The sequence below is a fragment of the Haladaptatus sp. R4 genome (assembly GCF_001625445.1).
GTDB lineage: Archaea > Halobacteriota > Halobacteria > Halobacteriales > Haladaptataceae > Haladaptatus.
The window spans coordinates 26805-38750 of the sequence record NZ_LWHG01000011.1 but is presented as its reverse complement, the minus strand read 5'-3'; the positions used below and the strand labels follow the sequence as shown (position 1 = coordinate 38750).

At 61.7% G+C, this 11946-nt stretch carries 13 protein-coding genes; 5 read left to right on the top strand and 8 right to left on the bottom strand.

The window, feature by feature from the left end:
* Positions 1-4: 4 nt before the first annotated feature.
* Positions 5-751: a class I SAM-dependent methyltransferase gene (locus A4G99_RS03875; RefSeq protein ID WP_066139668.1), complete on the bottom strand. Its 747-nt coding sequence runs from the start codon at positions 749-751 to the stop codon at positions 5-7.
* Between the two features lie 105 nt (positions 752-856).
* Between A4G99_RS03875 and A4G99_RS03870 the strand changes: the two genes are divergently transcribed.
* Entirely contained in the window at positions 857-1459 is a 603-nt protein-coding gene (locus A4G99_RS03870) for a hypothetical protein (RefSeq protein ID WP_066139662.1), read from the top strand.
* Positions 1460-1467: 8 nt separating this feature from the next.
* Here A4G99_RS03870 and A4G99_RS03865 read toward each other — a convergent pair whose 3' ends face one another.
* The 3 genes from A4G99_RS03865 to A4G99_RS03855 all read right to left on the bottom strand — a co-directional run bounded on the left by A4G99_RS03865 (position 1468) and on the right by A4G99_RS03855 (position 4613).
* A complete protein-coding gene (locus tag A4G99_RS03865) occupies positions 1468-3216 on the bottom strand; it encodes a carbon starvation protein A (RefSeq protein ID WP_066139658.1) in 1749 nt (582 codons plus the stop codon).
* 130 nt (positions 3217-3346) lie between these two features.
* Positions 3347-4315: a TRC40/GET3/ArsA family transport-energizing ATPase gene (locus tag A4G99_RS03860; RefSeq protein WP_066139656.1), complete on the bottom strand. Its 969-nt coding sequence runs from the start codon at positions 4313-4315 to the stop codon at positions 3347-3349.
* A gap of 1 nt (position 4316) precedes the next feature.
* Positions 4317-4613: a hypothetical protein gene (locus A4G99_RS03855; RefSeq protein ID WP_066139654.1), complete on the bottom strand. Its 297-nt coding sequence runs from the start codon at positions 4611-4613 to the stop codon at positions 4317-4319.
* A gap of 109 nt (positions 4614-4722) precedes the next feature.
* Here A4G99_RS03855 and A4G99_RS03850 point away from each other — a divergent pair, with 109 nt between their 5' ends.
* Positions 4723-5985: a GTP-binding protein gene (locus A4G99_RS03850; protein ID WP_066139652.1), complete on the top strand. Its 1263-nt coding sequence runs from the start codon at positions 4723-4725 to the stop codon at positions 5983-5985.
* 88 nt (positions 5986-6073) lie between these two features.
* Positions 6074-6751, top strand: coding sequence for a uracil phosphoribosyltransferase (gene upp, locus A4G99_RS03845; RefSeq protein ID WP_066139650.1), 678 nt, complete (start codon positions 6074-6076; stop codon positions 6749-6751).
* A gap of 35 nt (positions 6752-6786) precedes the next feature.
* Here the strand turns inward: upp and A4G99_RS03840 are convergent, their stop codons facing one another.
* From A4G99_RS03840 to A4G99_RS03830, 3 genes are all read right to left on the bottom strand, one after another.
* Positions 6787-7314 (bottom strand): NUDIX domain-containing protein, encoded by a 528-nt coding sequence (locus A4G99_RS03840; RefSeq protein WP_066139647.1) that lies wholly within the window; start codon positions 7312-7314, stop codon positions 6787-6789.
* Between the two features lie 79 nt (positions 7315-7393).
* Positions 7394-8497: a threonine synthase gene (locus A4G99_RS03835; RefSeq protein ID WP_066139644.1), complete on the bottom strand. Its 1104-nt coding sequence runs from the start codon at positions 8495-8497 to the stop codon at positions 7394-7396.
* 148 nt (positions 8498-8645) lie between these two features.
* Positions 8646-9602 (bottom strand): succinylglutamate desuccinylase/aspartoacylase family protein, encoded by a 957-nt coding sequence (locus A4G99_RS03830; protein WP_066139642.1) that lies wholly within the window; start codon positions 9600-9602, stop codon positions 8646-8648.
* 200 nt (positions 9603-9802) lie between these two features.
* Here A4G99_RS03830 and A4G99_RS03825 point away from each other — a divergent pair, with 200 nt between their 5' ends.
* Entirely contained in the window at positions 9803-10192 is a 390-nt protein-coding gene (locus A4G99_RS03825) for a RidA family protein (RefSeq protein ID WP_066139641.1), read from the top strand.
* Positions 10193-10204: 12 nt separating this feature from the next.
* Here the strand turns inward: A4G99_RS03825 and A4G99_RS03820 are convergent, their stop codons facing one another.
* A complete protein-coding gene (locus tag A4G99_RS03820; RefSeq protein WP_066139639.1) occupies positions 10205-11410 on the bottom strand; it encodes a potassium channel family protein in 1206 nt (401 codons plus the stop codon).
* A gap of 280 nt (positions 11411-11690) precedes the next feature.
* Between A4G99_RS03820 and A4G99_RS03815 the strand changes: the two genes are divergently transcribed.
* On the top strand, positions 11691-11918 hold the full coding sequence (locus tag A4G99_RS03815; RefSeq protein WP_066142274.1) for a hypothetical protein: 228 nt from the start codon (positions 11691-11693) through the stop codon (positions 11916-11918).
* Positions 11919-11946: the final 28 nt, after the last annotated feature.

Sequence of the window (11946 nt, the reverse complement as noted above, 5' to 3'; positions counted from 1 at the left end):
TACCCTATTGGTCCCGTTTCCGTCCGTTTTTCCCGTCGTCCTTCCGAAGGACGGCTTTGTAGTAGCCATCTCCCGGACGGACCTCGGCGACGCGCCACGGCGTTCCGACGGTCACGTCCCGGAGTCTGTCGGGTGAGAAGAGGACGAAGTGAAGGCTCCGTCCGACTTCTCGCTCCCCGTCTCGTTCGTATTCGAAGTGGAACGTCCGATGGGCGATACCCCGTCGCGGGTCGGGTCGGTAGCCGAAAACATCGTCCGGTCCGCAGTTCGTCGGATCGTAGTTGTCAACGACGGCGACACCGTCCTCCTCGGTAATCCGGGCGATGTCGGAGAGCAATTGTCGTGCACCGGCGAGTGACCCCGTGAGACCGAGTTGTGTCCCGTTGAGGAGCACGGAGCGGAAGCGATTCGGCGGAAACGTCAGCTCGAACATGTCCATCACGCGGGCGTCTTCGACGCCGCGTTCGCGGGTCGCTTCGACGGCGGTCGGACTGACGTCGATGGCGACGACTTCCCCCCTCTCTTGGAGGAATTCGGCGTGCTGTCCCGAGCCACAGCCGATATCGACGACCGGACACGGGAGCGAATCGAGCAGGTTCTTCCAGCTATCGCTCCACTCCTCTCGCGGTCTGAAGTAGTTCTCGTAGACGTGCCCGTCCCACGTTTCCGCGCCGTCCCTGTACAGACAGTCCCCGCGCAGTCCGCCGCGTTCGTAATCCAGTATCGCTCGACCGAGTGGGTCCGAATCCATCACAGTCTGTCACACACTATCTTTTGTAATAAAATCATGATGAGTGATGGTACCGACCAGCAACCCAACAACGGATATTTATCGCTCCCTCGCAATCGGTCGAGTATGGATGGCGGTATCGAATCTCACGATTCGGACGGTTCGGCGACGGTTCCAGAGTGGGACGACGAGTACGTAGACCGGGTCAGCGACAGGCTGTTCGTCAATTACGACCTCGAAAAGGCCTCCTCGGTCCGCGGCGAGTCGTTCACGCTCTACGGACGGTTGTTGATCGAGACCCAGAAACAGTTTCTCCACCGCTCCATCAACTACGCCAACCACAGCGCCGAGGAACACCTGTTCGTCCGCCGTGCGGAGTCGGTTCGTGTGCGCGACCTCGAATCCATCGTGGACTTCGGTCACGAACTCGCCGACGAGTGGATCGATCCCGACGAGGAACACTTCGGAACGACGTTCACCTTCGTCGTGATCGCCCCCGAAATCCCGGACGACGTGGACGGTTTCGTCGCCGACTTCAGCGACCGAACGCTCCTGAAATACGGCCTGCACGGCCAGTACGAGATCAATCTCGCCGTCGTCGCCCCCGACCACGAAACCCTCGTCGCCAGCAAGAACGCGGACGTCGGCAAAGCGTTCGCTCTCTGGCAACCACTCGTTCCCGAAAAATCCGGACTGTTGTCTCGATTAGTTGGGCGATTCAAACCGTAGTCGTTCGGCTAGTCGTCGGATTCACCTCCGTCCGTGACGGGTGTACCGCTGGGCTCGCTGCCCGCGGAGGCGATGTTCTGATACCCGATCTTGACCAACGAGAGCGCGAGTCCGACGAGGACGAGCGCGATGATCGTCTGGACTCCCGCCGAGAGCGCGCTCCCGAGCGACATGCTGCTGCCTTGGATGAACTTCTGCCAGATGTTCTGATACAGCGCGAGGTACAGCAACCCGAGGATGGTCACGATGGTCATTGCCGCCATCGGGACGCCCGTGCTGAGGAGCTGTTTGCTCTTGTCCCAGTTGGCGAGCCACACCGTCGCCGTCAGCAGCGCCAGCGCCGCGAGCAACTGGTTCGCCCCGCCGAACAGCGGCCAGAGGTCCGACCACGTTCCGGACGCCACGAGCGCGTAGGCGATGACGCACTGCAATCCCGCGTTGAAGTATCGGTTCGACGCCACGCTTTGAACCTGCGTCTCCGGCGTGCCGACGATCTCCTCGAACATGTACCGACCGAGGCGAAGCGCTGTGTCGGTCGAGGTGAGCAGGAAGCTCACCATGACGAGCGCCATGAACGGCGCGCCGAAGCTGGGGTCGATGCCGAAGCTCGTGAGCATGATACCGCCACCGGTCGCGAAGTTGGGAAGTGCCTGTCCGACACCGCCACCCTCGACGACCTTTCCGACGAGCGCGACCGACGCGAGTGCGAGCGTCGCGAGAAGCCCCTCACCGAGCATGCCGCCGTACCCGATGACCCGCGCGTCCGATTCCTTGTTCAGCTGTTTCGAGGTCGTTCCGGACGACACGAGCGAGTGGAACCCGCTGATGGTCCCGCACGCGATGGTGATGAACAGCAGCGGGAACAACGGCTGGTCGGTCACGCCCCAGAAGCCGTTGTATCCCGAAATGTTGACCGTGAGCGGTTGGGTCGGCGTGATGGCTCCGATGTCGAGCCAACCGCCAATCGTTCCGACGATGACCGCCAACAGCGCGCCGCCGACACCTGCGTACAACAGGAACGACGACAGGTAATCACGCGGTTGCAGAAGCGTCCACACCGGCAGGACGCTTGCGATGAACGCGTACAGCAGGACGATCGGAACCCACGTTTCCGCCGTGAGTTCGATGGGGTACGCCTGTCCGACGAAAACGCTGGCGAACACCCCGATCACGAAAATCACCGTTCCCGGCCCGAACGGCAGGTTCAGTTGGTACAGGTAAACTCCGAACACGACCGCCAACGCGATGTATAACATGCTCGCCGTTGCGGCGCTCGGGTATTTCTCGAAGACGACCCCGACGACGAACGCGAACACGGCGACGACGAGAATGATGGTCAGGAACGCGAACCACAGCAACATGTTCTTGCCGCGCTCGCCGACGTACTCACCGATGATGTGCCCGATGGACTTCCCCTCGTGACGGAGACTGCTCGACAACGAGATGAAGTCGTGGGTCGCGCCGAGCAGCGGATTACCGATGGCAATCCACAGCAGCGCCGGAATCCATCCCCAAATTACCCCTGCCGTAATCGGGCCGACGATTGGCGCACCTCCTGCAATACTGGAATAGTGATGTCCCAACAGGACGGGCTTTTTCGCGGGAACGTACTCCTGCCCGTCCTCGTACTTATGCGCCGGTGTCTCGTTGCTGTCGTCCAATTCTACGAACTGTGCGAGATATCGTGAATACGTCAGATATCCTATGCTGAAAAGTACCAGTACGCCGAGTACCAGCCATATGATTGCAATCGCCATGGTATTTTGCCTCATGGCAAGTAGAATGATGATGAACAATAAGTGTTCCTCCTGCCGTCTGCGGCGTTGGACGGCCAAAAACGTCGTTTCTCGAACAACCCGAACTTGTTTTTAACAGATTCGTGACTGATTACTCCGCGACCGTCGGCTCGACGTCGACCGCCAACTCGTCCGCAACGTCAGCCAGTAGGCTTCCTTTCACTTCTGATACCCGTGATTCGATGACTGCGACGACCGGTTCGTCGAACGATTCGCGGATGTGGTCGATCCTGTCGCGTTCGGTTCGACAGCGGTCACGGAGATACGTCGCCCCGCGTCCGGTTTCGTCGTCGTCGGGTTCCGGCGTCACCTTGTTGATGACGAGTCCCGACACGGGCAGTCCCGATTCGGTGAGTTCCTCGACCGCTCTCCCGGTCTCACGGATCGACAACTCGTCCGGATTGAGGACGAGGAAGAACGACGCGTCGTCGCGCAACACGTCACCCGCGAACTCGAACAACTCCTTTCGCTTCTGTAATCGAGCGATGATCGGGTCCCCGTCAGCCACTCGACGCGGTTCCCTGTCGCCGATTGCGGCCTTCTCGAACAGGTCGATACTCTGTCGGCGTTTGTGAAGCAGGCGGTCGATCCAACCTTCGAGGAACTCGGGGAGCGAGAGGAGTCGGAGCGTCCCGCCAGTCGGCGAGGTATCGAAGACGACGCGGTCGTACTCCTCCGAACTCTGCATCACGTCGATGAACCGGTCGAACAGCGCCGATTCGTGCGCGCCCGGCGTCTGGTGTGCCATCTCGACTTGGCGGTCGATGGCGTTCACCAACCCCGCGCTGACGTGGTCGCCCAGGGAGCGTTTTATCTCCATCAGGTGGTTTTCGACCTCCTCTTCGGGGTCGATTTCCATCGCCCAGAGGTTCTCGATTCCCTCCACCGAACGAGGGTCGTCGCCGAACTGCTGGTCGAACACGTCGGACGTGCTGTGTGCCGGGTCGGTCGAAACGACCAGCGTTTTCAATCCCGATCTGGCGCATTTCAGGCTGTAAGCACTCGAAACGGTCGTCTTTCCGACGCCGCCCTTGCCGCCGAAGAACACGAACTTGTTCATGTTAGAAGTGGAACTGTTGGCCCTTTCGTTCGACGAGCGATTCACGGTCCCACATCCGCCGTTCCCACGCCTCGAACTCGTCGGTGAGGTACGGGAGCAGTTCGGCGGTGTAGTACGATACCGGACTCGGTACCCCGAACACGTCGGGGAAGCACGCGAGCATGAATTCGTCCTCCAAATCCTCGGCTTCCTTCTCTATCAGTTCGTAGGCGGGATGGGAAATCATCCCGTGATAGAGGCCGCGAAGCCACTCCTCGACGGAGCGACGGAACGTCTCGATTCGGTCCGCGAGAGACATACACACACAGAGTTTCCCTCGCTATTTAAGCAGGCCGATCGGTTCGGAATTCGATTTGGACACATCTAACCAAGCTTAACACGGTGGAATACGTGCCCCACGGTAACAAATGAATCAGGGGTCGATTCCGGTCACGATTTTGAGCGGCAACCTCGGAGCGGGGAAGACGACGACGCTCAACCACCTCTTGAGTGTGAGCAACGACACCGACATCGCGGTGCTCGTCAACGACATGGGCGAGATAAACATCGACGCCGAACTGCTGGAGGGCGGGACGGAAATCGTCGCGGACGAGGGCGTTGCGGAACTCTCGAACGGTTGTATCTGCTGTGAGCTACAGGACGATTTGCGAACCGAAGTCAGCCGTCTCGCCCGCGAATGGGAGTTCGACACCCTCGTCGTCGAAGCGTCCGGCATCAGCGAACCCGCACCTATCGCGCGGTTGTTCACGACCGAATCGCGCGTGGCCGCCCGCTACGACGTGGACGCGACCGTCACCGTCGTCAGTGCCCGACAGTTCCGGGACTTCTTCGAACCCGGTGCGCCGGTCGAGCGAACGGAAACGGAGGACGGAGAGGTGCGCCCCCTCTCGGACCTCGTCATCGAGCAGATCGAGTTCTGTGACGTCCTCCTCCTGAACAAATGCGACCTCGTGGATGACGACCGACTGGACGAAATCGAAGCCACCCTCCGTGCGCTCCAACCCCGCGCGGAACTGATTCGAACCGAACACGGTCGGGTTTCCCCCGACCGAGTGCTCCAGCGCGGCCTGTTCGACCTCGGCGCAGTCAGTGACTCCGCCGGATGGAAACAGGCCATGGAACACGCGGACGGCCACGACGGCGACCATCACCACGACTCCGAAGGGGCACACGGCCGCGGCCACGACCACAACCACGACCACAACCACGACCACCGCCATCCACAGGAAGCCTTCGGGATCACGTCGGTATCGTATCGCGCCACCCGACCGCTTCATCCCGCTCGCTTGCACGACTTCTTCGCGTCGCTTCCGGACGGCATCGTCCGCGCCAAGGGGACGTTCTGGGTCGCCGGACGGGACGACGTGAAACTGGAATACGGGCAGGCAGGATCGTCCGCCCGCGTGACCGTCGCCGGGGCGTGGATCGCCAGCCTTCCGGAGATCGATCAGGACCTCTACCGGAGCAACCGCTCGGCAAGTTACTGGGACGAAGAGTGGGGCGACCGCCGGACGCAACTCGTCTTCATCGGAACCGACGTGGACGAGGATACGATTCTCGCCGCGCTGGACGACTGCGTGCTGACCGACGACGAGATGGACGCCGACTGGAACGCGTTCGACGATCCGTTTCCCAGCGACGAGGACGGTCTGCTGACCTACGGCGAATGACCAGTTGCGGTGGTCCACGACTGTCACTGGCTCCCGCGGGTTCGCTCGTATCGTTAGCTTATAGCCACTCGCCACTCACGAATCGAATATGACTATCGAGAAGCGAGGTGACGCTCACCTCATCACGCACGCGATGGCGAAGGACACCCTCTCGAAGATTCGGGACGAGAAGACCGAACAGGTCGGCTTCCGCAAGGGACTCGTGAAACTCGGTCGTATCTGTGGCTACGAAATCATCGACGGCGCGATGGACACCGAGTACGTCTCCATCGACACGCCGTTGACCGAGACCACCGGCGAGCGCGTCAAAGGACTCGACAACGTGGTCATCATCAACGTCCTCCGCGCCGCGACGCCGTTCGTCGAAGGCCTGCTCAAGGCGTTCCCCCGCGCCAAACAGGGCGTCATCAGCGCCGGACGCGACGAGGAAGCGGGCATGAACGAGGACGGCGAGTTCCCCATCACCATCGACTACGTCAAACTCCCCGAAATCACCGAACGGGACACCGTCATCGTCGCCGACCCGATGCTCGCCACGGGCAGCACGATGTGTGCCGTTCTCGAAGAAGTGCTCCGCGAGCAGCCCAACCCGGAGAACTTCTTCGTCCTCTCGGCCGTCAGCGCTCCCGACGGATTGCTCCACGTCCACGACCAGTTCCCCGAGGCCGACCTCCTGACCGTCAGCATCGACGACCACCTGAACGACGACGGTTTCATCGTCCCCGGACTGGGCGACGCGGGAGACCGCGCCTTCCGAACGACGTAACCGACACGTTTCGCGGTCCCTCTCGCAGTCGATCGTTACCAGTCCAAAATCCCGGCCGCCGTCTCGAAGCGCTCGCGTTGATTTTCTCGAAACGGTGCGCCGGTCCGCTCAAATTCATCCGGGGTTATGAACCGGGCTTCATCGGCATCCGACCCGGCCACCACCTCGCCGTCCGTCTTCTCGCGCCGAACTACGTAGCCGATGGAGACGACGTACTTCCCGCGATACGGACCAAAAGAACGCGCGTCGAGAAGTGAGAGGTCGTCCGGAGTAACCGAGAGTCCCGTCTCCTCGTGAAGTTCGCGGGCCGCCCCTGCCGCGGGCGGTTCGCCCACTTCGAGATGACCGCCGGGAATCGTCCACTCGCCTCGTCCGGGGTCGGCCGCGCGCTTGACGATGAGAACGCTATCGTCGTCCACGACGGCGACGCCCGCACAGGGTACCGGATTGTGCCAGACGGCTCGGTCACAGTCCGGACAGAGGTGCCGCTGGCGGCCTTCGATTTCCGTCGTCGTCAGTTCGGTGCCGCAGTACGGGCAGTTGTTCGGCGGTCGGTTGACCATTCGTGAAGTCGATTCGACAGAACTCGCAAAAGGGTATCGATAACGTGGATGACGCACGAAAGCGACCGCCGAAATCCCGCTACGATTTCAGCCCGCTTCCGGTGAGGGGAACGACTACATCCGCGTCCTCGTCCAAAATTCCCCGCTCGCGGTAGGCCGTTAGTCCCGCGACGGCAACCGCACTCGTCGGTTCGATGTAAAAGCCGGTTCGGTGAAGCCTGTCGAGGGCGTCCTGGGTCGCACCGGCGTCGAGCGAGATGGCGTCGCCGTCCGTCTCGTGGATGGCGTCGAGGATTTGGTCACGGCGGACGGGATGTGTGATCTGAATCCCGTCGGCCACGTCGTTCCGTTCGGGTTCGTCCTTCCTCTCTCCATCGAGTTCGTCCGCGATGGGTGAGACACCGGCCGCCTGTACGCCGAGCAGTCGCGGCATCGAATCCGTCCACCCCGCGTCGTACAGGGCGCGGAAGCCGCGGTACGTTCCCAGAAACAGCGTGCCGTGGCCGAGCGGCGTCACGACCGCGTCCGGAACCTCCCAGTCGCGCTGGGCGGCGAGTTCCAGCGCGAACGTCATCGTGCCAGCGAAGAAGGCCGGGTTCCACGCGTGGCTGGCGTACCAGCCGTCACCGGCTTCGACGGCCTCGATACAGGCGTCGGTCACGTCCTGTCTACTTCCCTCGATACGGACGGGGGTCGCGCCCGCACACTCGATGGCTTTGAGTTTCGAGGCCTTCGCGTCCGCCGGAACGTAGATTTCTGCGTCGATTCCTGCGCGAGCGGCGTACTGAGCGACAGCCGCGCCCGCGTTGCCCGAGGAGTCCTCGATCACGGTCTCGACGCCGAGTTCGGCGGCACGCGACAGGGTCGTCGTCGCACCTCTGTCCTTAAAACTCCCCGATGGAAACACGCAGTCGAGTTTGAACTGGGCGTTCCAGTCGTCGGCGTCCACGAGCGGCGTGAACCCCTCGCCGAGGCTCGCGACGCGGCGGACGGGGAGGAACTCCTCGAACGCCCAAAGGCCGTCCCTCGTGTCGATGTCGGAGAAATCGGGAGCGGGACGGTCCGGGTCGGGAAGCGGTCGTTCGGCGAAGTCGAGCGGATGGCCGCACTCACACCGCCACGGTTCGTCCGCTCCGGCGGCGTATTCGCGTCCACAGGCCGAACATGAGAGGTTGGAGAGCATTGTGATAGTGGGGAAACTCCGGTCGTTGTAAGTGTCGTGGGGAGCGGAGCGTTGTGAGTCTTGTGAACGGGGAGTTGTGAGTTGGTAGTTGTGAACGGAGAATTGTGAATGGGTCGTTCTGAACGGGATGTAACGTCAGTCGGAGCAATCAGTAGCGACTGACATCGATGCCGACCGAACAGACGTATTCGCCAGTGGCGACCTGCGGCAGGCGACGGGAGCGCCAGAAGATACCGGAGCGGTCGGCGGTGATTTCTGCCTTGAGTTTACCGAACACGTCGGTGATGGTGAACAGGGTTTCACCCGGTGAGACTTCGTCGCCGAGGTCCTTCTTGAAGGTGACGAGACCGCCGCTCGGTGCGCCGTAGCGGTCGAACCCGGTTGCGCGGGTCTGCGAGTTCAGTTCCACGTCCCCTTCGAGGAAGCCGTAGTATCGGAGGACGTTGAACGTACCATCCACGCCGTACTGGATGCTCTCCTCGTCCCAACCGACACAGCCGCCGAGTTCGGGGTCGATGGTCGGAATTCCGTCGTCGGGGGCGGCGCGGGCGAGTTGCCCGTCCGGACCCTTCTGGTCGAGAACGTAGCCGCAGTCGAACACTTTTGCGAGTTCGAGACATTCGTCGTGCAGTCGATGGCGCGGGCCACAGCGAACACGAGCCTCGTTCATCATTCGACTGGTCGAACCCTGATGCAAGTCGAGAATGAGATCGGCACGCGAGGCGGCCTCGAAGGTCGCCGCGGCGATTCGTTCGCTCGACGTCCCCGATTCGTTGCCGGGGTACGTCCGATTCATTTTCGTGTCGTCGATCGGGTTCCGGTGTTCCGCGACCTGAAAACCGTGGTAGTTGACGAGTCCAGTGACGAGAATCGTCCCCGAAATATCCTCGGGAGCGAGTTGCGGGACGACTCGATTCACGACACCGAGACCGTTGAGTTCGTCGCCATCGCTAACTGCCTGTATGTAGAGCGTCTTTCCATCATGCGCGCCGTTGATGACGGCGACGGGAAGCCCGAACTGGCTCCCGTCACGGGTTTCACCAACCGGGAGGCGGCCCGTGTCGATTTCCCCTGGGGCCGCGCTCGCCGTACCGAGCGTTGTCATTATCGATACACCGTCGCCGAAAACCCTTAGCAGTTCGGTATTCCGGTTGCCAGTTGGATGATCTGTCGCTCGGTCTCTAATTGGTGTCAGGTCTGTCCGATTAAGAATTGATGTCAAATCTGTCCCGATCAAGACAGTAGTTCCCTGCGAACGTCCGTGCCCCACCGATGGTTTTTGTCACGGTAGGTCGTGACCCGTCCATGGAACGAAAACGCATCTCCAGTGGTACCGAGTGGGAGGACCGCGTCGGCTACTCGCGTGCGGTTCGTATCGGTACCGACGTTTGCGTCTCCGGAACCACGGCCACCGCCGAGGATGGGTCCATCGTCGGCAAAGGGGACGCCTACGCCCAGACGAAGCGGGTGCTCGAAAACGTCGAAACCGCGCTCGCCGAAGCGGGGGCACGCCTCGACGACGTGGTTCGAACGCGGATGTACGTGACCGACATCGAAAACTGGGAACCGGTCGGCGAGGCACACGCCGAATTCTTCGCCGACGTGCGTCCAGCCACGAGCATGGTCGAGGTGAGCCGACTCATCGCTCCCGAACTGCTGGTCGAAATAGAAGCCGACGCCATCATCACCGCGTGAATTCGGTCGGAACTACTCACCTTGCGTGCTGCCGGATAGCTCTTCGAGACGTTCCGCACCCAACCGCGTTCCCTTCGCCAGGAGCACGTCCCCGGCGTTGATTTCGGTCTCCGGACCGGGCGAGATGACCCAATCGTCCGGCGGGCGCCGTACCGCGATGACGCGCATTCCCGTCTCGGTTTCGACCCGCTCGGCTCCCAGCGTCGTGCCGTCGAACTCGCTCCCGTACGTGACCGTCTCGCGGACGATGACCTCGTCGCTCTCCTGTACTGCGTACTCCACGACCGGATGGGTTCCAAGACCACGGAGCACGCCCTCGCTGATTTCCACCGCCGCGTCGCTGATGACTTCCGTGCTGTTTGCGAGGTGGACGAGACCGCGCAAGGAAACGGGATCGTCCGCGTTCGCCGCCGCCTGCAACGTCCACGCCTCGAACCGAGACTGGAGTGCGTCCACTTCGGCTTCGAGTTCCACGACTTCCTCCGCCACGTCCGTGCTGTCGAACAGGACGCTCCCGTAGGCCAAATCCACCGCTAGCTCGCTCATGTTCTTCATCAACACGATGGAATCGACGGCGCGTTCGAGGTCCGTATCTCCGCCTTCCGGCGGCTCCGGCGGTTGATACTCCTTTCCGGTCGCTTGCTTGTACACCTCCGCGACGCCGTCTTCCGACCCGCGTAGGAGCAGTCGGTCGTCCACCCGGAGGTCGGTGTCCCGATGCGGGTTCAGAATCCAGTCGCCGCCGCGATGAATGGCGATGACGCGAACCCCCGTCTCGGTTTCGAGGTTCAACCCGCCGAGCGTCTGTCCCGCGAGCGACGACGAACTCGCCACCGAGACGTGCACCAGCGTCTCTATCGCTTCCGGAAGCGTCGCCCGCATCGCCTGCGGGAGACCGATATCCTCCAACACCACCTTGGCGATATCGCCCGCCGCGTCGGCAATCTTCTCCGCGGCTCCGACGACGCCGAGCACGGGTGCGAGTTCCTCGGCATCCTCCGGACTTCTGGCGGCCATGAGTAGACTCATCCGCGCCTGCAACTGAAGCACGTCCATCTTCCCTTCGAGCGCGAGCACCTCCTCGGCGATGTCGTCACTGCCGTGGAGGACCGCGGAGTACGAGAGGTCGATCAGAAGCTCCGCCGTGTCCTTCATCTCCGCCAAAACCTCCTTCACACTCCGTGGTTCGTACTCCACGTCGCCGCTCGCGGGTTCCATAGTCCGACGTTGGTCGCTCTCCCGTAAAAACGTTCGCTGGTTGCAACAGGAACTGCCCGTTAAGTCCCGAATTCGTCCTCGAACGCCGCCTGGCACTCGTGCGGTGACCGTCCGCGATGTACTCGTCGTGTTCACTACCCCGTGGTTTCCACTGGAAAATCACCGTCACCGATCGATCGAATCCGAATCGAACGTGCAAAGCGTTCGTGTCGTCCGGATCGAACGCGCAATACGCTCGTGTCGTGCGAATGTTTATCATTTTTCCCGCCTTCTTTCTCCTATGAGTCAGGAGGAGTCGGAAGACCATCCGGTCACGAAGGTCGTGCGAACCGTCACGCCGCCCTACTACGGTCATTCGGACAGGGAGATGAACACCATCGGCACGGCTATCTTTCTCGGCCTGCTCGTCCTGCTGATTCCGCTGTTGCCGTTCCTGATCATCGTCTGGGTCATCTCGAAGCTGACCGACGAACTCACGACGCGGGCACCGGTCGGCGACGAGGAGTAGCCACTGAGGCTGAAATCACCAAAAAACG